Raw genomic sequence first — 20,992 nt, 5'->3', positions numbered from 1 at the left:
CCCATGAACGAGTTGGACAATGCCGTCACTCTGACCGTGGACGGCCTGGATTATGGCGGCTGGAAAAGCGTGGAAATCAGCGCCGACCTGGAGCGTCAATTTCGCACCTTCACCCTCAACATTACCTGGCAATGGCCTGGGCAAACCCTGGCGGTGCCGATCAAGCCTGGAGTCCGTTGCCAGGTGCGCATTGGTTGCGATCTGGTGCTCACCGGCTTTGTGTTCAAGGCGCCCATCAGTTACAACGGCCAGCAGATCAGCCTGAGTATTCAAGGCGGATCAGTGACGCAGGACCTGGTGGACTGCGCTGCGATAAACCAGCCCGGCCAATGGCGCGGGCAAAGTGTATTGAGCATCGTCCGAGCATTGACGGCCACCTATGGGGTCGAGGTGCACAGCGAGATTGCCGAGACCACACGTTTGCAGACCCACAGCATCGTGCCCGGGGAGACGGTATTCCAATCCATCGACCGCTTGCTGACGCTGTATCGGGTGTTCTCCACCGACGATGCGGACGGACGCCTGGTGTTGGCATTGCCCGGTAGCGCAGGGCGTGCGAATGACCGCCTGGAACTGGGCAAGAACATCCTTTCGGCTAACGCACCGATGGACTTTGGCACGGTGTTTTCCGAGTACCGCGTCATCGGCCAGCACAAGGGCGATGATCAAAAAAACGCAGCGGCGGTCAGTGAGGTTTCAGGGAATTCCCGCGATGAAAAAGCCGCGCGAAAGCGCGTCACGATAATCAGCGAGCCGACGCAGTTGACGCCCGAACTGGCCCAGCAACGTGCCGACTGGGAACGCGCTACCCGTACTGGGAAAGCCCTGACAACTACTTACACCGTGCAAGGCTGGCGGCAGTCCAACGGCGATTTGTGGCGCCACAACCTGTTGGTGCGGGTGATCGATCCGGTGCTGGGATTTGACCAGGACATGCTGATCTCCAAGATTACTTATTCGCTCTCCGACCAAGGTTCGATCACCACGCTACAGGTGGCGCCGCCGTCCACCTTTGATGCCAATCCGTTGCCATCCGCTTAACCATCAAGGAATTTCCATGAGCCTACTGACTCGCCTGCTGGCGCGCGGCACTGTCGTGCTCGCCCACTCGGCCACCAAGCTGCAATCGCTGCAAATGCGCCTGACCGCAGGCGAAGTGAACGACGACATGGAGCACTTCGAACCCTACGGTTTTACCAGCAACCCGCTGGCCGGTGCTGAAGGCATCGCCACGTTCCTGGGCGGCGATCGCTCCCATGCCATCGTGCTGGTGGTGGCTGACCGTCGCTATCGGTTGCAGTCCCTGGCGCCGGGTGAAGTGGCGATCTACACCGACGAAGGCGACAAGGTTCACTTCAAGCGTGGGCGGGTGATCGACATTGAAACCGGCACCCTGAATATCCGCGCCAGCCACGCGGTGAACATTGATACACCGACCCTGACCCAGAGCGGCAAGATCATCTCCCAGGGCGATCAGATTGCCGGTGGCATCAGCCAGATCCGGCACGTGCATGTGGGCGTACAGCCCGGCAACGGCCAGTCTGGTGCGCCGGCGGGAGGCCAGTGATGTTTGTCTCCGACAACCTGAAAAATGCCCTGACCCGATCGGTGCTGATCAGCCTGTTCACCTGGCGCCGTGCCGCGCCGGACGATGCCGTGGAGGATGACGAGCGTTTCGGCTGGTGGGGCGACAGTTTTCCCAGCGTGGCCGACGATCGTATCGGCTCAAGGCTGTGGCTGCTGCGCCGGGTCAAGTTGACCCGCCAGACGCAACTGGACGCCGAATTCTATGCCCGCGAAGCCTTGCAATGGCTCATCGACGACGGGCATTGCAGCGCCATCGAAGTCCTCAGTGAACGCCTCGACGCCCAGCGGCTCAACCTGCGCACGCAGCTGACCCTGGCCGATGGCGAGCGCCTGGACATCAACCCTGATAACAGTTGGCAGGTGATCTATGCCTTTTGAAACCCCTTCGCTGCCGGTGCTGATCAAACGCACCCAAAGCGACCTGGCCAGCGATTCGCTGCGCCAGTCCGATGCCCAGGTCCTGGCGCGCACACTCAGTGGTGCGGCGTTCGGCCTGTACGGTTATCTCGATTGGATCGCCGAGCAGATCCTGCCGGATACCGCGGATGAATCCACCTTGGAGCGCATCGCCGCGTTGCGGTTGAACCAGGCGCGCAAGGCTGCAGTGGCCGCCAGTGGCAGCGTGAGTTTCACCGCGGCGGCGGGCGCGGTACTGGATGTGGATACGGTGCTGCAAAGCAGTGATGGGCGCAGCTTCAAAGTCACTGCTGCCGGCACGACCCATGCCGGCCTCAACACTGCCACCGTGCAGGCGATTGATGCCGGCACGCTGGGCAACGCTGATGCCGGGCTGAGCCTGATCGCGGTCCAGCCGCTGCAAGGTATTGGTTCGACTTTTACCGTGCTGGCGCCGGGGCTGACCGGCGGCGTGGCGCGAGAAACCCTGGAGTCGCTGCGGGCGCGGGTGATTCGTTCCTATCGCGTTATCCCCCAGGGCGGTTCAGCACAGGATTACGAGACCTGGTCCCTCGAAGTGCCCGGCATTACCCGCGCATGGTGTCGCGGCAATTACCTGGGGCCGGGGACGGTGGGGGTGTTCGTGATGCGTGACGACGACCCGCAGCCGATCCCCAATGCCGCGCAGTTGGCGCAGGTTCAAGCCCATATCGAGCCGCTGCGGCCAGTCACCGCTGATGTGTATGTGTTGGCGCCAGTGATGAAACCGGTGGCTTATCAACTGCGGCTGACCCCCGATACCAGCGCCGTGCGCGCGGCCGTCGAGGCCCAACTGCGGGACCTGCACAACCGCGAGGCGGGGCTGGGCGACACCTTGTTGCTGACCCATATCGCCGAAGCCATCAGCACTGCGACCGGCGAGACCGATCACACCCTCACAAACCCGTTGGCGGACGTTACAGCGGCGACCAATCAGTTGCTGGTGTTCGGAGGTATCACATGGCTGGAGTGAGAACCGCTGGCCAGTATCAAGAACAACTGATCGCCTTGTTGCCCAGCGGGCCGGCCTGGGATCTGGAAACCCTGCCGCAGTTGGAGACGGTGCTCAAAGGCATCGCCGAAGAACTCACTCGCATCGACGCCCGGGCCTGCGACCTGCAAAACGAAATGGACCCGGCGACCGTCAGCGAACTGGTGCCAGAGTGGGAAAGGGTGATGCAACTGCCCGATCCCTGCCTGGGCTCAAGCCCGCTGTACGACGACCGCCGCTTGGCAGTGCGTCGACGGCTGTTGGCGGTGGGCAGCCAGCGCGCCGCGTACTACATCGAAATCGCCCGCAGCCAGGGTTATCCCGACGCCAGTGTCACTGAGCATCACGCCCCGCGCATGGGCCGCTCGCGTTTCGGCGCTGCGCATTTTGGCACCTGGCAGGCGCACTTCATGTGGACCCTTAACACCGGCGGCCGCCAGCACCTGGGGCGGCGGTTTGGGGCGAGTTATTGGGGAGAGCGGTTTGGCGTCAATCCGGGCAATGCCCTGGAGTGCCTGATTCATCGCAGCGCACCTGCTCATACGCAGGTGCACATCAATTATGACTAGAGGGTAGAAGCGTGGATTATCCAAAGAGTGTGCCCAGTGTTGGGCTGGTGAATGGCAAGTTTGTGGATGAAAACCCGGTGACCGGGACGCCAGGGAGTTTGATTCCGGCGGCTTGGGGGAATGGGGTTACGCAGGAGATTGTTAATGCAATTACCGCGGCCGGTTTAGTGCCGAACGAGTCTCAAAATAATCAGCTAATGTTGGCGATTAAAGAGTTGGCAAAGCTGGATCCGCAGCAAAATTTTCCGATTCAGGTTTATCGCAAGAATTTGGTCATCAATGGCGGGTTTGATATTTGGCAGAGAGGTGTGGTCAATGTTGGGCCCAGTGTAGGCGGGTTTCTTGCCGATCGATTTCGCTGTGATTGGGACGGGGCTGCCGGGGTGAACATCTCTCGGCAGAGCTTTGCACCTGGTCAGACTGATGTATCCAACGAACCGCGGTTTTTCTTGCGCTGGCAGCAGGTGGTAGCCGGTTCGGGCGCAACCACTCATAAGATTTCGCAAAAAATTGAGTCGGTAAGAACGCTCGCTGGAAAAGTGGCGACGGTTTCGTTTTGGGTCCGTGGTGATGCGGCGCGTCGTGTGTCTTTTTCGATTACGCAGTACTTTGGCAATGGTGGATCTGTCCCGGCCACTATGCTGGTTAACTCGTTTCAGGTGACGAATGGTTGGACGAGGTGCCAGGCGACGTTTCAGGTTCCGTCCATTGCTGGCAAGACGTTGGGCGCTGGAGACAGCGACTGCCTGCGGATTGAGTTGGATCTTGCGCTGAATTCACTGCAAACGATCGACTTGGCTCAAGTGCAGTTGGAGGAAGGACCCGTAGCAACTCCCTTTGAGCGACGGTCTAGCGGGGAGGAGTTGAGACTTTGTCAGCGCTACTACGAGAAGACCTTTAGTCAAGATGTTGTACCTGGTGACGCGGCCGCATCTACGGCGGGTTCGCTGATTTCAATCGTCATGCAAGGGCAGGTGGCTTCTTCGGGCCAGCCGGCGACTCAGTGGTCTTTCAAGGTCGAGAAACGTGCGATTCCCAGCACAACGCTCTACCGCGCGCTTGGCACTGGAGCTCCCGGCCAATGGCGATCTGGCAGTGACCTGGTCTCATCGGGCAATGCGCGAACCTACACCGCATCAACCCGGTCCGTCTGGGTGGATAACTCGGATGTCGGTTTGGCCACGCAGTCCTATTACATCCACGCAGCGGCTGATGCCGAACTTTAGGAGGGTTTATGAGCTATCAGTTGACACATGATCCAGACACCGTTTTACGCTTGGTCGATAGAGCAACGGTTCCGCGTTCTCACCGTTTCTGGACCGAATATGAGCAATGGCTGGAGGAGGGCGGAATTCCCGTCCCACAGGACGGGCCAGACTCACGGAGTCTGGAGCGTGATTGGCGTAACTCTCAGATCGAGAGCATCAAGTGGCTACGTGAACGCCATCGAGATGAAGCCGATATGGCCGTAAGCACAACGCTGAGTGGCGCGCAGTTTTCTGAGTTGCTTGCCTATTTGCAGCAACTTCGAGATTGGCCTCAGGCTGTGGAGTTCCCGGAAATGGGCGAGCGTCCAAAGGCTCCAAGCTGGATTTCACAGCAGGTGGAGTAGTACCTGACGGAGTTTTTATGCAAATTTCGCAGCTTCAGGCAATCTTGCCTGGCGCCGGCCTTAGAGCCGGCGTTTTTATATCTGCTTTAAACGCTGCCATGGCCCACTACCAGATCACCACCCCCAAACGCATCGCCGCCTTCCTCGCTCAAATCGGCCACGAATCCGGCGAACTACGCTACGTGCGTGAACTGGGCAGCGATCAATACCTGAGCAAATACGACACCGGTACCCTGGCCGCCCGCCTGGGCAACTCCCCCGAAACCGACGGCGATGGCCAGAAGTATCGCGGGCGTGGCCTGATCCAGATTACTGGCCGGCGCAACTATCTGGCATGCAGCCAGGCGTTGTTCGGCGATGAGCGTCTGTTGCAGCAACCGGAGTTGCTGGAGCAGCCGCAATGGGCGTGCGAGTCCGCCGCGTGGTTCTGGCAGAGCAATGGCTTGAACGAACTGGCCGACAAAGACCAGTTCACCACCATCACCCGACGCATCAATGGCGGCCTTAACGGTCTGGAGAACCGTCTGCAGTTGTGGGCCCGGGCGAAGGCGGTGTCATGGGTTTCCTGACGTCGTATCGCCTGCTTGGCTTTTTGCTGTTGTTGGCCGTTTCGGCTGGGGTTGCCTGGCAGGTACAGGCCTGGCGGTATGGCACACAACTTGAGCGCCAGGAGGCTCTGCATGCAGAAGCGCTCAGCCAGCAAAGCCAGTCTGCACAGCGTCAACAAAAGGCTGAACAGGACAAACGGCTGGCACTGGAGCAACAACTCAGCGCCAGCGACCAACAACACACCCGGGAGCTTTCCGATGCACAGCGTGATCAGGCTCACTTGCGGGATCGCCTGGCCACTGCTGATGTGCGGTTGTCAGTCCTTCTCGACACCAGCGACCCAACCAACGGCTGCCCAATGCCAGCCACCGCCACCTCCGGCAGCGTGGTTCATGCAGCCCCGCGAGCCCGACTTGACCCGGCGCATGCTCAACGAATTATCGGCATCACCGACGACGGCGATAACGCGTTGATCGCCTTGCGTGCTTGCCAGGCGTATGTCCAGGCCGTCACGCGTTAGTCTCTTGTAACTTGCATGGCCCATGGGCTCCTGTAGGGTAGGCAAACGCCCGCCCACCCCAGGAGACGACCGTGAAGGAAATTACTCAACTCGCCGCTGAACTTGGCCGACGCTTGCAGGTGCTCAATGCCCACGTCACCACCGCCGAGTCGTGCACCGGCGGCGGTATCGCCGAGGCCATCACGCGGATTCCCGGGAGTTCGGCCTGGTTCGAGGCAGGCTATGTCACGTATTCCAATCGCCAGAAGACTCGGCAACTGCATGTGCCGGAAGAATTGTTCACCAAAGTGGGTGCCGTCAGTCGCGAAGTGGTGGAGGCGATGGTGCGGGGCGCCCAGGAGAAAAGCCTGGCCCGATTTGCCGTAGCGGTCAGCGGCGTCGCCGGGCCCGATGGCGGTTCTCCGGACAAGCCGGTGGGCACTGTATGGCTGGCCTGGGGCGTGGGCGATGAGATCACCGCCGAGCTCGAACACTTCCCCGGCAACCGCGACGAGGTCCGCCGACAAACGGTAAAGGCCGCGCTAGAGGGCTTGTTGCGACGAGCTGCAGCAGAAATAGAAAATCAGGGGTAGGCGATCACGGATCTTTGTGGAACAATACTGTCTACTTATACAGGTGTTGGCCGCCAGGCCTTATTGATTACGTGAGGACTTTAATGGACGACAACAAGAAGAAAGCCTTGGCTGCGGCCCTGGGTCAGATCGAACGTCAATTCGGCAAGGGTGCCGTAATGCGTATGGGCGATCACGACCGTCAGGCGATCCCGGCTATCTCCACTGGCTCTCTGGGTCTGGATATCGCGCTCGGCATTGGCGGCCTGCCAAAAGGCCGTATCGTTGAAATCTACGGCCCTGAATCTTCCGGTAAAACTACCCTGACCCTGTCGGTGATTGCCCAGGCACAAAAAATGGGCGCCACCTGTGCGTTCGTCGATGCCGAGCACGCCCTGGATCCAGAATACGCCGGCAAGCTGGGCGTCAACGTTGACGACCTGCTGGTTTCGCAACCGGACACCGGTGAGCAAGCGCTGGAAATCACCGACATGCTGGTGCGCTCCAATGCCATCGACGTGATCGTCATCGACTCCGTGGCAGCCTTGGTACCCAAAGCTGAAATCGAAGGCGAAATGGGCGACATGCACGTAGGCCTGCAAGCCCGTCTGATGTCCCAGGCCCTGCGTAAAATCACCGGTAACATCAAGAACGCCAACTGCCTGGTGATCTTCATCAACCAGATCCGTATGAAGATCGGTGTGATGTTCGGCAGCCCGGAAACCACCACCGGTGGTAACGCGCTGAAGTTCTACGCTTCGGTCCGTCTGGACATCCGTCGTACCGGCGCGGTGAAGGAAGGTGACGAGGTTGTCGGTAGCGAAACCCGCGTTAAAGTCGTGAAGAACAAGGTGGCTCCGCCGTTCCGTCAGGCTGAGTTCCAGATTCTCTACGGCAAGGGTATCTACCTGAACGGCGAGATGATCGACCTGGGCGTGCTGCACGGCTTCGTCGAGAAGTCCGGTGCCTGGTATGCCTACAACGGCAGCAAGATCGGTCAGGGCAAGGCCAACTCGGCCAAGTTCCTGCAGGACAACCCTGAGATTGCCACGGCGCTTGAAAAGCAGATCCGCGACAAGCTGCTGACCCCGACTGCCGACGTCAAGTCGACGTCCACCCGGGAAACGGCTGACGACATGGCCGACGCTGACATCTGAGCCAAACGATGAGCGTTGTACTGGATACACCCGTCGCCGTAAGGCGCACTGCAATGGACCTGCTCGCACGACGCGAGCATGGTCGAGTCGAGCTGACGCGTAAACTGCGTCAGCGCGGCGCAGATCCTGAGATGATCGACGCAGCCCTCGACCGCTTGACGGAAGAAGGGCTGTTGTCGGAATCCCGTTACCTCGAAAGTTTTGTCTCCTACCGAGCTCGATCCGGCTACGGCCCTGCGCGAATTCGTGAAGAGCTAAGCCAGCGTGGCCTGCAACGTGCTGACATCGAACTCGCTTTGCGTGAGTCCGGCATCAGTTGGCAGGCGCAATTGGAAGATACCTGGCGTCGCAAGTTTGCCGGTCATCTGCCTATTGATGCGCGGGAGCGGGCGAAGCAAGGTCGCTTTTTGAGCTATCGCGGATTCTCGATGGAGATGATCAGCCGCCTGTTGAGTGGTAAGGATCTGGATGACTAAGCCAACTGAGCGCTTGGTCCAGGCCATGTAGAGATTATCTGTGTGGTGGCCTGTTCAGGCACAGTTAAAGCAAAAAGGCCCGCTATGAAAATAGCGGGCCTTTTTTCGTTTCAGTGTCAGGTCACGCCGTCTCCGTCACCCGCTGCTGCGTTTTCCCCTGAGCCTCGGCCCAGTTTTCCGGCAAGTTGATGTAATCCACCAATTCCCGCAACCGGCCTTGATCGCGCCCATTGAAGTTGAATACCAGCCGCGTCAAATGGCTGAAGCTTGGCTCGTCATGCTCTTCGCCGGTGTACGCAATCTGTTGGAAGTCGCCACTGAGGCGAAGACTGGCAAATGCCTCCTGCAGGTGGGCCAGTGCGTGGTCACTCAACGGATGATGCATGCGAATCACAAATTGGCGCTTCAGCCAGCGAGTGGAGTGGAAGTTCGCATAGAACTGATTGATCTCTTCCACCGCCTCTTCAGCGTTGTATACCAGGCGGACCAGCTTGAGGTCGGTGGGCAGGATATAGCGATTGGCTTCAAGCTGGCTGCGGATAAAGTCCAGGGCGCCTTGCCAGAAGCTGCCACCCGGTGCATCCAGCAGTACCACTGGAACCAGCGGGCTTTTGCCGGTCTGGATCAGGGTGAGTACTTCAAGCGCCTCATCCAGGGTGCCGAAACCGCCCGGGCACAGGATCAAGGCATCGGCTTCCTTGACGAAGAACAGCTTGCGGGTAAAGAAAAAGTGGAAAGACAGCAGGTTCTCGGTGCCATCGATGGTCGGGTTGGCGTGCTGTTCAAAGGGCAGGGTGATGTTGAATCCCAGGCTGTGTTGCAGGCCAGCTCCTTCGTGGGCGGCCGCCATAATGCCGCCGCCGCCGCCGGTAATCACCATCAGGTCAGAGCGCGCCAGAACGGCGCCCACTTCCCGTGCCAATGCATACAGCGGGCTTTCCACCGGTGTGCGCGCCGAGCCGAACACCGTGACTTTGCGTCGGCCCTTGAATTGTTCAAGCACACGGAAAGCGTGGTCCAGTTCGCGGATGGCCTGCAAGGTGATCTTGGCGTTCCAGCGGCTGCGGTCGTCCTGGGCCATGCGCAACACGGTGAAGATCATGTCGCGATAAAGCGGGATATTTGGGCTGTTGGGGGCAATCAGGTGAAGTTGCGCTTCGACCTGCTGCGTGAGGTCGGTGCCGTTTTCTTCAAATTGACGGATCAGGAGTTCATTCGGTTCGTAAGGCATTCAACTTCTCCTTCTTCACAGAACCCTGGGTGCCGGCGAGAAATTCGTCGGGACCACGACACTGCATGTGTCGTTGCCTCTGATTAACGAGGTGGGCGAAACCGGTTCTGTATGTTCCTTATGTTTAAAAAACTTTGCACTGCACGCACAGGAGGGCAACCCTCTTTTGCCCTGAAAATGTTACAGAACAGTGTGAAAACCCGATGTTCCAGGCTTTCAGGATGAATTGATCATGAGCCTATAAAGTCTTGGCTGGCAACCGCTTATTGATCACTTCTGAGGGAGTTTAGACGTTGCCGCGAACGGGCACTTACGGATAGTTCGGTGGGGCATATTGCGCGCCGCTGATCAGCGGCGCGCGACAGGGGGCATTGCTTATTTTTTCTTCTTCGCAGCAGCCGGTGCGGGGCAGTCTGCTTCCTGGAACTTGACCGACGCCACCGGGCGGTTGGTTTTATTCTCGGTAATGTCGTAGCGCATGATCGCACCCTTGGCCATCAGCTCGCGATAACCCTTGTTCAGGCACACGCTTTGACCCAGCTGGAAGTACACAGCCTTGGGGTTGGCGCGCATTTGCTCGGCGCGGTCGGGCAGTACGCTGAGATGGTCAATCAGCTGCAAGCCTTCAACGGTGTAGGCCACTTCCAGGGTCTTGTCGTCGATTTCCCGTGGCAGGTCTTTGTTGGTTTCCTCTGCGACGCTTTGCAGCTTTCTGTTCAGTTGGGCCTCCAGCAACGAGGCCGCTTGGGCACCCAAAGGCAAGACCAACGCCAAGGCGACGGACGGAACAACAATGCGCAGCATAAGACGCAGCATAAAACTCTCCTGATTCGGTTACTGGTGCATAGACCAGCCACTGCGCTGTGCGTTCAGTGGCGCGGGATTATAGGTGACCGCCTGCCATTACGGCCAGCTATTGCCGGGAAGTGCAGGTAGGCGAGGGTGCCTCTGGTAAACTGCGGTAACTTTTGCCTTCCTGAGTTCTATCCGTGTCGATTTTTACTTTCCTGCGGCGCATCCGATGAGCCATGCCGTGTCCCGTTTGCGCACCCAGCGCCTGGCGCGCGCCGTAAAGCCGTTTGTGGCGCGAGGCTCGCGTGCCGAGCGCTGCCCCGGCTGCCGGGTAATTCCCGAGTATTGCCTGTGCGCGTGGCGGCCCAAGGTCCAGGCCAAATCCGGCATGTGCCTGCTGATGCATGACGTAGAGCCGATGAAACCCAGCAACACCGGCTGGCTGATTGCCGATGTGATCAACGACACGACGGCGTTCCCCTGGTCGCGGACTGAGGTCGAACCCGAATTGCTGACCTTGCTGGCTGATCCGCAATGGCAACCGTACATCGTATTCCCCGGCGAATTCGTGGCCCCGGAGCGGGTGGTCAATCAGGTCAAGCTGGAGGAGGGCAAGCGCCCACTGTTCATTTTGCTGGACGGCACCTGGAGTGAGGCGCGCAAGATGTTCCGCAAGAGCCCGTACCTGGAGCACTTGCCGGTGCTGAGCCTGGCGCCCGAGCAACTGTCGCGCTACAAGCTGCGCCGCTCCAAGCGTGATGACCACTTCTGTACCGCTGAAGTCGCCGCGCTGTGCCTGGAACTGGCTGAAGACCAGGCGGCCAGCGAAGTGCTGGATGCTTATCTGGATGTATTCAGCACCCACTACCTGGCCGCCAAATTTCAGCTGGCGCTGGACCCGGCCGATGTCGTCCATACTCGCCTTGCACCTTATCTATAGGTGTCATGGCCAGCCGACCTTTGCATGATGGCCGCGCAAATGCGCAGCCCGCTAGAATGGCCACGGGCGTAGCGCTTGACCACCCAGGCTACGCTGGGCATGCTTGGCGCCGATTGGGGCGCTGTCACCGATTGGATACGTCGTCTTTTGACGTTGAGCGCGCCCTTTGGTGACTGCTGGCCTGGCAGCCACCTTGCGTGTTGGCGAGCACTGAACCCATCAGTGCCCCCATAAAAAACAGGATCATTTAATAAATGGCCACATACGAAATCCTGATTGCCGATGACCACCCGCTGTTTCGCAGCGCGCTGCACCAGGCGGTCACGCTGGGCCTGGGGCCAGATGTACGCCTCGTCGAAGTGGCCAGCATTGCCGAGCTGGAAACCCGCCTCACTGAAAAATCCGACTGGGACCTGGTTCTGCTGGACCTGAACATGCCCGGTGCCTACGGTTTTTCCGGGCTGGTGCTGTTGCGCGGGCAATACCCGCAGATTCCGGTGGTGATGGTCTCGGCCCAGGAAGAGGCTTCGGTGGTGGTGCGCTCCAAGGAGTTCGGTGCCAGCGGTTTCATTCCCAAGTCCAGCTCCATGGAAGACATCCAGAAAGCCGTGCGCACGGTGTTGGATGGCGATGTCTCCTGGCCGCCGCAGGCCTTTGAAGAGATCAATGTCTCCGACGAAGCCAAGGCCGCCCGTGATGGCCTGGCCAGCCTGACGCCCCAGCAGTTTCGCGTGCTGACCATGGTCTGCGAAGGCTTGCTGAACAAGCAGATTGCCTACGAGTTGAGCGTGTCGGAAGCGACCATCAAAGCCCACGTTACGGCGATTTTCCGCAAGCTGGGCGTGCGTACGCGGACCCAGGCGGCGCTGCTCTTGCAACAACTTGAGTCAATTTCGCAGCATTAAGACGCTGTTCATTCACGTTTTTTTGACTTTGCGTGCTCTAGTTTCCCCACACCTTTTTGCTCAGTTGCCTACTCTATGTCGCCTTTCAAAGGTCAAACCGGTATCAAACGTATCTTCAACGCGGGGGGATATTCCCTGGATGGCCTGCGTGCGGCATTCACCGGCGAGGCGGCTTTTCGTCAGTTGGTGTTGCTCAACGTCATCCTGATCCCGCTGAGTTTCTTCCTGAATGTCACCCGGGTAGAGCGGGCGCTGCTGATTGCGGTGTGCTTGCTGGCGTTGATCGTCGAGTTGCTCAACTCCGCAGTTGAAGCGGCGATCGACCGGATTTCCCTGGACCTGCACCCCTTGTCGAAAAACGCCAAGGACATGGGCAGCGCCGCGCAGTTCGTCGCGCTGACCATGATTACCCTGGTGTGGGCCGTGATCCTGATCTAAGCAATGGTCGGCAGTACAATCTCGTCGCTGCGCTGCACCCCGGCGGTAAAGGAACGGCACAGCTCGAGAAATTCGCGCATGGCCGAGGTCTGGTACTTCTGCTTGTGCCAGATGAAGTAGAACTGCCGGGCCAGGTCCAGGTCCGGGGTTTCCACCGGTACCAGGCTGCCGCGCCGGAAGGCGTCGCGCAGCGCCAGTCGGGAAATGCAGCCAATCCCCAATCCTGATTCCACCGCCCGTTTGATCGCCTCGGTGTGTTCCAGCTCCAGGCGGATATTCAGCGCGCTGCGGTGATGCCGCATGGCCTGGTCAAAGGTCAGGCGCGTACCGGAGCCTTGTTCCCGCAGGATCCACGCCTCATGGGTCAACTCTTCCATGGTTGCCTGGCCGCGCTTGGCCAGATGATGCTGGGGCGCACAGAACACCACCAACTCGTCTTCCACCCAGGTTTGCACCTCGATGTCCGGGTGGCTGCAGTCACCTTCGATTAGACCCAGATCAATTTCGTAGTGCGCCACCTGATGCACGATATGCGCAGTGTTCTGCACATGCAGCTTCACTTGGCTCTCGGGATGCTGCTGCATGAAGCTGCCGATCAGCAGCGTGGCCAGGTAATTGCCGATGGTCAGGGTCGCGCCGACAGCCAGGGAGCCGAAGCCCGACTTGCCGTTGAGCAGGTCCTCGATCTCCTTGGCCTGGTCCAGCAGCGCCACTGCCTGGGGCAATAGCTGATGCCCGAGGGCGTTGAGGCTCAGGCGTTTACCGGCGCGGTCGAATAATTGGCAGCTGGATTGACGCTCCAGCTCGGTAATCGAGGTGCTGGCGGCGGATTGAGATAAGGCCAGAAGGCCAGCAGCGCGCGAGACGCTTTCCTGCTGGGCGACGGCGACGAAGACTTGCAGTTGACGTAGAGTAAATCGCATATCGATATAACCGATAACCCTTATCTTAATAATCCAGTTAACAGATATTGTCGCCGCCATTAGAATGCTGTGCAATTGCGCATCCATCATTTGGCGCAGACCCATTTCCAGGAGTCCCCCGTACATGAGCAACATGAACCACGAGCGTGTCCTCAGTGTTCATCACTGGAACGACACTCTGTTCAGCTTCAAGTGCACCCGCGATCCGGGCCTGCGCTTCGAGAACGGTCAGTTCGTGATGATCGGCCTGCAACAGCCTAATGGCCGCCCGCTCATGCGCGCTTACTCCATTGCCAGCCCGAACTGGGAAGAGCATCTGGAGTTTTTCAGCATCAAAGTGCCCGATGGCCCGCTGACTTCCCAATTGCAGCACTTGAAGGAAGGCGACGAGATCATCATCAGCAAAAAACCGACGGGCACCCTGGTGCTTGACGATTTGAAGCCGGGCAAACACCTGTACCTGCTCAGCACCGGTACCGGCCTCGCGCCATTCATGAGCGTGATCCAGGACCCGGAAACCTACGAGCGTTTCGAAAAAGTGATCCTGTGCCACGGCGTGCGTTACGTCAACGAAGTCGCCTACCGCGAATTCATCACCGAGCACTTGCCGCAGAACGAGTTCTTCGGCGAGGCCCTGCGTGACAAGTTGATCTACTACCCGACCGTGACCCGCGAGCCGTTCGAAAACGAAGGCCGCCTGACCGACCTGATGCGCAGCGGCAAGCTGTTCAGTGACATCGGCCTGCCGCCGATCAATCCTGAAGACGACCGCGCCATGCTGTGCGGCAGCCCGAGTATGCTGGATGAAACCAGCGAAGTGCTGAACAGCTTCGGTCTGAAGGTTTCCCCGCGTATGCGTGAGCCGGGTGACTACTTGATCGAGCGTGCGTTCGTCGAGAAGTGACCGTGGGTCACTTGTAGGAGCGAGCTTGCTCGCGAAAAACGTTAACGATAACGCGGGTATCCTGGATTAGCGCGGTGTACTTGCGTTCTTCGCGAGCAAGCTCGCTCCTACAGGTGACTGAGTCACCAAAGAAAAGCCCGCGTTGCCTGTAAAGGCAGCGCGGGCTTTTTTGTTTTCGGGATTTACTTGGCCGCAATCACTTCCAGCACACAAATCATCCCGGCCTCGGGATAGTGCCACCGCACGTCCACATCCCAGAACTGCGCCCCATATTCCCGCTCTGGCCCCGGCGTTTGGTACGCCGGCCGTGGGTCCTGCGCCAGACACTGCTCGATCAACGCCACCAATGGCTCGTCAAGGCGCTGAGCGTGGCCTTGTGCCTGTTGCAGCGCAGTCTTCAGCCACTGCACGGGAATCAGCTGTGGCGCAGCGCTGGCGATGCTGTTGGTCGCGGTATCAACGATGTCTGCGTACGGCACGTACGGCTTGATATCGAGAATCGGTGTGCCATCCAGCAGGTCGATGCCGGATATCCACAGGCGGCCGTCCTCCACCTTGTCCAGCTTGACCACCGATTGGCCAATGCCATTCGGCCGGTGGGTCGCGCGAGTAGCGAACACACCCATGGACTTGTTGCCCCCCAGGCGCGGCGGGCGCACTTTCAGGCGGGGCTTGTCTTCCAGTGCCTGGTGGAACAGGAACAGCAGCCACACATTGCTGACCTGCTCCAAACCCTGCACCGCCTCACCCTGGTCGAACGGCGCCACCAGTTCCAGCACGCCTCGGGCGGCGGGCGCCAGTTGTGGCTGGCGCGGGATGGCGAACTTCTCCTTGAAACAGGAGCGGACAAAACCGATGGGCGAGACGGTGTAGGTCACGGGCTTACGCGAACGCGCAGGGTCAGGCCCTTGAGGAAGTTGCGCAGCAACTGGTCACCGCAGGTGCGGTAGTTGGTGTGGCCGAACTTGCGGAACAGCGCGCTCAGCTCAGGCTTGGACACCGGAAACTCCGAAGCCTTGAGGATCGCGTGCATGTCGTCTTCCTTCAGTTCGAAGGCAACGCGCAGTTTCTTCAGGATGATGTTGTTGGTCACCGGCAGTTCAATTGGCTGCGGTGGGCGGGTTTCGTCCTTGCCGCGCTTGAAGATCACCAGGCCATCGAGGAAATGCGCCATGACTTCATCAGGGCAGAACACGAAGCCTTCTTCCTCGTCTTTCTTGAGGTAGGTCAGCAGGTCGTCCTTGGTGACTTCCATGCCGCCGAGCTTGATGATCTCGACCATCTTGTTGTCGCTGATGTCGAGCATGTAGCGCACACTGCGCAGTACGTCGTTGTGAATCATGGTGGGCAATCCTGGTCATTCAACTGTGGACACCGCCCAGGCAGGCGGTATCGAGAGATTCGGCGGCGAAAAAAGTCTTAGAACTTTTCTTTGCCGGACAGATAACGCCATTGGCCTACCGGCACTTTGCCGATGGAGACTCCGCCAATGCGGATGCGTCGAATGGCGACGACTTTCAGGCCAACGGCTTCGCAGAACAAGGCAATCACACCCGGTTGCGGGTTTTTCAACGCAAAGCGCAGGCGGTTCTCGTTCTGCCAGCTGGCTTTCACCGCTGGCAATTCCTTACCTTTGTAGGTCAGGCCGTGGTTGAGGCGGTTCAGGCCGTGGGCGACCATGTCGCCGGACACTTCCACCACGTATTCCTGTTCGATCTTGTTCGCGTCAGCGGTCAGCTTGCGCAGGATCTTCCAGTCCTGGGTGAACACCAACAGGCCGCTGGCCTTGGCTTGCAGGTCGCTGCTGGCGGTCAGGCGCAGGAAGTGGCCTTTGAGCGGGCGCTTGCTGAAGCGGTGTTCTTCCGACAGGGTCTCGGCGTTGATCGACGCCATGGCCGTCTCGGCATCCACACCGGCAGGCGCGTGGAACAGGATGGTCACCGGCTCCGGTGCAGTGGCCTTGGCCTCAGGGTCAAGCTCGACCTTCTGGGTGGTGACCTTGAACTGCGGCTCGTCGATCACTTCGCCGTCCACCGTGACCCAGCCGCCTTCGATGAACAGCTCAGCCTCCCGACGGGAGCAACCGACCAGTTCGATGAGGCGTTTGGAGAGGCGTAGGGGTTCAGTCATGACAAGGGCCGAAACAAAAGGGGGCGGCTATTGTACCTGTGTGGCGCCGGTTAATCCCGGCTCCATTTCATTTAGCCGCGACGTGCCTGTTGCTGGGCCTGGCGCAAACGCATGTGCAGCAACGGATAAGGCTGGCCCATGCCGTCATGGTCCGTGCGTCCGATCACCTCAAAGCCTTGCTTGAAGTAAAAACCCAAGGCCTGCGGGTTCTGTTCGTTGACGTCGAGTTGGTCGGCGTTCATGGACTCGATGGCATAGCGCAGCAATTGCCGGCCTAGGCCCTGGCCACGGTGCTCGGGATCGATAAACAGCATCTCGACCTTGCCCGCCGCCACTCCGGCAAACCCGGTGATGCGTTGGCGCGAGTCCTTGGTGCAGATCAGCATCACCGCGTCGAGGTAGCGGGTCAGCACCAGGTTTTTCAGCAACTCGATGTAACTGTCCGGCAGGAAATCATGGGTGGCCCGCACCGAAGCCTCCCAGATACGGGTCAGTTCCTGATAGTCGCTGGATTTGGGTGTATGGATAACCGAATGCTGACGCATGCCCGCTGCCCCTTGCTGATGTTTGGCGCTGATGGGCCAAACGATAGACCTAAAAAAGCCCCGCATCTTGTCCAGAAGCAGGGCTTTTTCAATTCTTTACATCTTATGCGCGCTTTTCAGCCCACAGGTCGTACTCGTCGGCGTCGGTCACGGTGCACCAGACCTTGTCACCCGGCTTCAAGTCGCTGGCATCGTCGATGAACACGTTGCCGTCGATTTCCGGCGCATCGAAGAAGCAACGGCCAACCGCGCCTTGCTCGTCGACTTCGTCGATCAGTACTTCGATCTCACGGCCGATGCGCAGTTGCAGGCGCGCCGAGCTGATGGCCTGCTGGTGCGCCATGAAGCGCTCCCAGCGGTCCTGCTTGACGTCGTCCGGCACGATGGCAGCGTCCAGCAGGTTGGCCGGAGCACCTTCCACCGGGGAGTACTGGAAGCAGCCGACGCGGTCCAGTTGGGCCTCGGTCAGCCAGTCCAGCAGGTACTGGAAGTCTTCTTCGGTTTCGCCGGGGAAGCCGACGATGAAGGTGGAACGGATGATCAGTTCCGGGCAGATCTCGCGCCAGTTCTTGATGCGCGCCAGGGTCTTGTCTTCGAAGGCCGGGCGTTTCATGGCCTTGAGGATCTTCGGGCTGGCGTGCTGGAACGGGATGTCCAGGTACGGCAGAATCTTGCCGGCGGCCATCAGCGGGATCAGCTCGTCAACGTGCGGGTACGGGTAAACGTAGTGCAGGCGCACCCATACACCGAGGCTGCTCAGGGCTTCGCAGAGCTCGGTCATGCGGGTTTTCACCGGCGCGCCGTTCCAGAAACCGGTGCGGTATTTGACGTCGACGCCGTAGGCGCTGGTGTCCTGGGAGATCACCAGCAGCTCTTTCACGCCGGATTTGACCAGGCGCTGGGCCTCGTCCAGTACGTCACCCACCGGGCGGCTTACCAGCTTGCCGCGCATCGACGGGATGATGCAGAAGCTGCAGCTGTGGTTGCAGCCTTCGGAAATCTTCAGGTACGCGTAATGGCGCGGAGTCAGCTTGATGCCTTGCGGCGGCACCAGGTCGATCAGCGGGTTGTGGTCCTGGCGCGGCGGCACTACCTGGTGCACGGCGTTGACCACTTGCTCGTACTGCTGCGGGCCGGTCACGGCCAGCACGCTCGGGTGCACGTTGCGGATGGTGCCTTCTTCCACGCCCATGCAGCCGGTGACGATCACCTTGCCGTTTTCCTTGATGGCTTCGCCGATCACTTCCAGGGACTCTGCCTTGGCCGAGTCGATGAAGCCGCAGGTGTTGACCACCACCACGTCCGCGTCCTGGTAGGTGGACACGACGTCATAACCTTCCATGCGCAGTTGGGTAAGGATGCGTTCGGAGTCGACCAGAGCCTTTGGGCAACCCAGGGATACAAAGCCGACCTTGGGGTTGGCTTTTGCGATGGTGGTGGACATGTCTAACCTCGGTATTGAATGACGCCGCCAGTCGTGCACGAAAGGCTGCGGACGGGCGCTTAGCGCGCCTCTGATCAAAAAGTGCGCAATTCTATCGACGGGAATCGCTCTTGACCAGCTTTATGCAGGGAAATACGACGAGTGCTGCGCTATGCTTCGCGCCGTTGCACCTGAGTGAATTTCCTCGGTCAATAAATCGTCTGTAACGAGAAGTAAAACAGCGCATGCTGTGGACAGCATAGGCGCCCGCAGCAGGCGCGCTGTTTATAAAAGACCGCAGGTCAAAGGGCAGGAGTGGTTGATGGGTCAGGCAAGTAGTCAGGCAGCAGGTGCCGAGCAGTCCAACGCAAAGCCGATCGGCATGCTGGTGGCGGCAGTGGGGGTGGTTTACGGCGATATCGGTACCAGCCCGCTCTACACCCTTAAAGAGGTGTTTGCTGGCGGTTATGGGGTTCAGGTCAATCACGACGGGGTCTTCGGGATCCTGGCGCTGATTTTCTGGTCGCTGGTCTGGGTCGTTTCGATCAAGTACGTGCTGTTTATCCTGCGCGCGGATAACCAGGGCGAGGGCGGCATCATGGCCCTGACGGCTTTGGCCCGGCGGGCGGCGGCACCTTACCCCAAGTTGCGTTCGGTGCTGGTGATTCTCGGCCTGATCGGCGCGGCGCTGTTTTACGGCGACAGCATGATCACCCCGGCGATCTCGGTATTGTCGGCGGTCGAAGGCCTGGAACTGGCGTTTGATGGCCTTGAGCGCTGGGTAGTGCCGCTTTCGCTGGTGGTGCTGGTCGGGCTGTTCCTGATCCAGAAACATGGCACTGACCGCATCGGCAAGCTGTTCGGCCCGGTGATGGTGCTGTGGTTCCTGGTGTTGGCCGGCCTGGGCATCCATGGAATCATCCAGCACCCTGAGGTGCTCAACGCCCTCAACCCTGTGTGGGGCGTGCGCTTCTTCATCGTTCACCCAGGTATGGGCGTGGCGATTCTCGGTGCGGTGGTACTGGCATTGACCGGCGCCGAAGCGCTGTACGCCGACATGGGCCACTTCGGACGCAAGCCGATTGCCCGTGCCTGGTTCGCCCTGGTGCTGCCGGCGTTGGTGCTCAACTACTTTGGCCAGGGCGCGCTGCTGCTGGAAAATCCAGAGGCAGCCCGCAACCCGTTCTACCTGCTGGCACCGGAGTGGGCTCTGGTCCCGCTGGTGGCGTTGTCCACTTTGGCCACCGTGATTGCTTCCCAAGCGGTGATCTCCGGGGCGTTCTCCCTGACCCGTCAGGCGATCCAGCTCGGTTACATCCCGCGCATGCATATCCAGCACACTTCCAGCGCCGAGCAAGGCCAGATCTACATCGGCGCGGTGAACTGGTCACTGATGGTGGGTGTGATCCTGCTGGTGCTGGGCTTCGAGTCCTCCAACGCCCTGGCTTCGGCCTACGGTGTGGCGGTGACGGGCACCATGTTGATCACCAGCATTCTGGTGTCGGCGGTGATGCTGTTGCTGTGGAAATGGCCGCCGGTACTGGCAATCCCGGTATTGGTCGGGTTCCTGCTGGTGGACGGGCTGTTCTTCGCCGCCAACGTGCCGAAGATCGTCCAGGGCGGTGCCTTTCCGGTATTGGCGGGGATTGTGCTGTTTATCCTCATGACCACCTGGAAGCGCGGCAAGGAGCTGCTGGTGGACCGGCTGGATGAAGGTGGGCTGCCGCTGCCGATCTTTATCAGCAGCATCCGTGTGCAGCCGCCGCATCGCGTGCAAGGCACGGCAGTGTTCCTGACCGCGCGTCCGGATGCCGTGCCTCACGCTTTGTTGCATAACCTGCTGCATAACCAGGTATTGCACGAGCAGGTGGTGCTGTTGACGGTGGTCTACGAAGACATCCCGCGTGTACCCGCCCAGCGTCGGTTCGAGGTCGATTCCTATGGCGAGGGTTTCTTCCGGGTGATCCTGCACTTCGGTTTCGTCGACGAGCCGGACGTGCCCGAGGCGCTGAAGCTGTGCCATCTGGATGACCTGGACTTCAGCCCGATGCGCACCACCTACTTCCTCAGCCGCGAAACCGTGATCGCCTCCCGCATCAAGGGCATGGCGCGCTGGCGCGAAGGGTTGTTCGCCTTCATGCTCAAGAACGCCAACGGCAACCTGCGCTTCTTCAAGCTGCCGGTTAACCGGGTGATCGAGCTCGGTACCCAGGTAGAAATGTAAGCCCTGGCAGCGTCCCCCGTAGCAGCTGTCGAGCCTTGGCGAGGCTGCGAGGGGCGCGACCTGGTCCAGAGGTCTGATCGTGAAGCGGCG

25 protein-coding genes are annotated in these 20,992 nt (G+C 59.7%); 17 read left to right on the top strand and 8 right to left on the bottom strand.

Going from position 1 to position 20,992, the window contains the following annotated elements; translation table 11 throughout:
• Positions 1 to 3 precede the first annotated feature (3 nt).
• From ACA046_RS26320 to recX, 12 genes are all read left to right on the top strand, one after another.
• Positions 4 to 1,041 (top strand): phage baseplate assembly protein, encoded by a 1,038-nt coding sequence (locus tag ACA046_RS26320; RefSeq protein WP_497675264.1) that lies wholly within the window; start codon positions 4 to 6, stop codon positions 1,039 to 1,041.
• Between the two features lie 16 nt (positions 1,042 to 1,057).
• Positions 1,058 to 1,567 (top strand): phage baseplate assembly protein V, encoded by a 510-nt coding sequence (locus tag ACA046_RS26315; RefSeq protein WP_497675263.1) that lies wholly within the window; start codon positions 1,058 to 1,060, stop codon positions 1,565 to 1,567.
• Complete coding sequence (locus ACA046_RS26310; RefSeq protein ID WP_459023464.1) at positions 1,567 to 1,965, top strand: phage GP46 family protein; 399 nt, start codon at positions 1,567 to 1,569, stop codon at positions 1,963 to 1,965. Before ACA046_RS26315 ends, ACA046_RS26310 begins: the two co-directional genes overlap by 1 nt.
• Positions 1,955 to 2,995 (top strand): baseplate J/gp47 family protein, encoded by a 1,041-nt coding sequence (locus ACA046_RS26305; protein WP_497675262.1) that lies wholly within the window; start codon positions 1,955 to 1,957, stop codon positions 2,993 to 2,995. Before ACA046_RS26310 ends, ACA046_RS26305 begins: the two co-directional genes overlap by 11 nt.
• The gene (locus tag ACA046_RS26300) at positions 2,983 to 3,582 is read left to right on the top strand and encodes a YmfQ family protein (RefSeq protein WP_459023460.1); all 600 of its coding nucleotides are present in this window, start codon (positions 2,983 to 2,985) and stop codon (positions 3,580 to 3,582) included. Before ACA046_RS26305 ends, ACA046_RS26300 begins: the two co-directional genes overlap by 13 nt.
• 11 nt (positions 3,583 to 3,593) lie before the next feature.
• Positions 3,594 to 4,808, top strand: a complete 1,215-nt coding sequence (locus ACA046_RS26295) for a phage head spike fiber domain-containing protein (RefSeq protein ID WP_497675261.1) — start codon at positions 3,594 to 3,596, stop codon at positions 4,806 to 4,808.
• Positions 4,809 to 4,816: 8 nt separating this feature from the next.
• Entirely contained in the window at positions 4,817 to 5,194 is a 378-nt protein-coding gene (locus tag ACA046_RS26290) for a phage tail assembly chaperone (protein WP_497675260.1), read from the top strand.
• Positions 5,195 to 5,211: 17 nt separating this feature from the next.
• On the top strand, positions 5,212 to 5,763 hold the full coding sequence (locus tag ACA046_RS26285; protein WP_497675259.1) for a glycoside hydrolase family 19 protein: 552 nt from the start codon (positions 5,212 to 5,214) through the stop codon (positions 5,761 to 5,763).
• The gene (locus ACA046_RS26280; RefSeq protein ID WP_497675258.1) at positions 5,751 to 6,263 is read left to right on the top strand and encodes a lysis system i-spanin subunit Rz; all 513 of its coding nucleotides are present in this window, start codon (positions 5,751 to 5,753) and stop codon (positions 6,261 to 6,263) included. The genes ACA046_RS26285 and ACA046_RS26280 overlap by 13 nt, the downstream gene beginning before the upstream one ends.
• Before the next feature lie 71 nt (positions 6,264 to 6,334).
• Entirely contained in the window at positions 6,335 to 6,835 is a 501-nt protein-coding gene (locus tag ACA046_RS26275) for a CinA family protein (protein ID WP_497675257.1), read from the top strand.
• Between the two features lie 83 nt (positions 6,836 to 6,918).
• Positions 6,919 to 7,971 carry a recombinase RecA gene (gene recA / locus ACA046_RS26270; protein ID WP_076015387.1) on the top strand — a complete coding sequence of 351 codons (1,053 nt, stop codon included), beginning with the start codon at positions 6,919 to 6,921 and terminating at the stop codon, positions 7,969 to 7,971.
• A gap of 8 nt (positions 7,972 to 7,979) precedes the next feature.
• Positions 7,980 to 8,447: a recombination regulator RecX gene (gene recX / locus ACA046_RS26265; RefSeq protein ID WP_459023452.1), complete on the top strand. Its 468-nt coding sequence runs from the start codon at positions 7,980 to 7,982 to the stop codon at positions 8,445 to 8,447.
• 121 nt (positions 8,448 to 8,568) lie between these two features.
• Here recX and ACA046_RS26260 read toward each other — a convergent pair whose 3' ends face one another.
• Together ACA046_RS26260 and ACA046_RS26255 are read right to left on the bottom strand one after the other, a co-directional pair.
• The gene (locus ACA046_RS26260; protein WP_497675256.1) at positions 8,569 to 9,678 is read right to left on the bottom strand and encodes an LOG family protein; all 1,110 of its coding nucleotides are present in this window, start codon (positions 9,676 to 9,678) and stop codon (positions 8,569 to 8,571) included.
• Positions 9,679 to 10,053: 375 nt separating this feature from the next.
• Positions 10,054 to 10,494 (bottom strand): PA3611 family quorum-sensing-regulated virulence factor, encoded by a 441-nt coding sequence (locus tag ACA046_RS26255; protein ID WP_459023448.1) that lies wholly within the window; start codon positions 10,492 to 10,494, stop codon positions 10,054 to 10,056.
• A 205-nt stretch (positions 10,495 to 10,699) separates the two neighbouring features.
• Here ACA046_RS26255 and ACA046_RS26250 point away from each other — a divergent pair, with 205 nt between their 5' ends.
• The 3 genes from ACA046_RS26250 to ACA046_RS26240 all read left to right on the top strand — a co-directional run bounded on the left by ACA046_RS26250 (position 10,700) and on the right by ACA046_RS26240 (position 12,753).
• The gene (locus tag ACA046_RS26250; RefSeq protein WP_459023446.1) at positions 10,700 to 11,410 is read left to right on the top strand and encodes a tRNA-uridine aminocarboxypropyltransferase; all 711 of its coding nucleotides are present in this window, start codon (positions 10,700 to 10,702) and stop codon (positions 11,408 to 11,410) included.
• Positions 11,411 to 11,664: 254 nt separating this feature from the next.
• Positions 11,665 to 12,315 carry a response regulator transcription factor ErdR gene (erdR, locus tag ACA046_RS26245; RefSeq protein ID WP_003208636.1) on the top strand — a complete coding sequence of 217 codons (651 nt, stop codon included), beginning with the start codon at positions 11,665 to 11,667 and terminating at the stop codon, positions 12,313 to 12,315.
• 75 nt (positions 12,316 to 12,390) lie between these two features.
• Positions 12,391 to 12,753 (top strand): diacylglycerol kinase, encoded by a 363-nt coding sequence (locus ACA046_RS26240; RefSeq protein ID WP_459023443.1) that lies wholly within the window; start codon positions 12,391 to 12,393, stop codon positions 12,751 to 12,753.
• Here the strand turns inward: ACA046_RS26240 and ACA046_RS26235 are convergent.
• Positions 12,750 to 13,676: a LysR family transcriptional regulator gene (locus tag ACA046_RS26235; protein ID WP_003208633.1), complete on the bottom strand. Its 927-nt coding sequence runs from the start codon at positions 13,674 to 13,676 to the stop codon at positions 12,750 to 12,752. The two genes, ACA046_RS26240 and ACA046_RS26235, sit on opposite strands and share 4 nt — an antisense overlap.
• Before the next feature lie 124 nt (positions 13,677 to 13,800).
• On the opposite strand from ACA046_RS26235, the gene fpr reads away from it, so the two are divergent.
• On the top strand, positions 13,801 to 14,580 hold the full coding sequence (gene fpr, locus ACA046_RS26230; protein ID WP_003189055.1) for a ferredoxin-NADP reductase: 780 nt from the start codon (positions 13,801 to 13,803) through the stop codon (positions 14,578 to 14,580).
• A gap of 182 nt (positions 14,581 to 14,762) precedes the next feature.
• Here the strand turns inward: fpr and tsaA are convergent, their stop codons facing one another.
• From tsaA to rimO, 5 genes are all read right to left on the bottom strand, one after another.
• Positions 14,763 to 15,458: a tRNA (N6-threonylcarbamoyladenosine(37)-N6)-methyltransferase TrmO gene (tsaA, locus tag ACA046_RS26225; protein ID WP_497675255.1), complete on the bottom strand. Its 696-nt coding sequence runs from the start codon at positions 15,456 to 15,458 to the stop codon at positions 14,763 to 14,765.
• A complete protein-coding gene (locus ACA046_RS26220) occupies positions 15,455 to 15,922 on the bottom strand; it encodes a YehS family protein (protein ID WP_076015381.1) in 468 nt (155 codons plus the stop codon). Before ACA046_RS26220 ends, tsaA begins: the two co-directional genes overlap by 4 nt.
• A gap of 77 nt (positions 15,923 to 15,999) precedes the next feature.
• Positions 16,000 to 16,710 carry an rRNA pseudouridine synthase gene (locus ACA046_RS26215; RefSeq protein WP_003208627.1) on the bottom strand — a complete coding sequence of 237 codons (711 nt, stop codon included), beginning with the start codon at positions 16,708 to 16,710 and terminating at the stop codon, positions 16,000 to 16,002.
• Between the two features lie 71 nt (positions 16,711 to 16,781).
• The gene (locus ACA046_RS26210; protein WP_076015379.1) at positions 16,782 to 17,255 is read right to left on the bottom strand and encodes a GNAT family N-acetyltransferase; all 474 of its coding nucleotides are present in this window, start codon (positions 17,253 to 17,255) and stop codon (positions 16,782 to 16,784) included.
• 103 nt (positions 17,256 to 17,358) lie between these two features.
• A complete protein-coding gene (rimO, locus tag ACA046_RS26205; protein ID WP_459023438.1) occupies positions 17,359 to 18,699 on the bottom strand; it encodes a 30S ribosomal protein S12 methylthiotransferase RimO in 1,341 nt (446 codons plus the stop codon).
• Positions 18,700 to 19,000: 301 nt separating this feature from the next.
• Between rimO and ACA046_RS26200 the strand changes: the two genes are divergently transcribed.
• Positions 19,001 to 20,902, top strand: a complete 1,902-nt coding sequence (locus ACA046_RS26200) for a potassium transporter Kup (RefSeq protein ID WP_459023436.1) — start codon at positions 19,001 to 19,003, stop codon at positions 20,900 to 20,902.
• Positions 20,903 to 20,992 lie beyond the last annotated feature (90 nt).

The organism is Pseudomonas sp. LBUM1641 (genome assembly GCF_059716235.1).
Note: the sequence above shows the minus strand (reverse complement) of the source record. Positions and strands in the feature narration are given on the sequence as shown.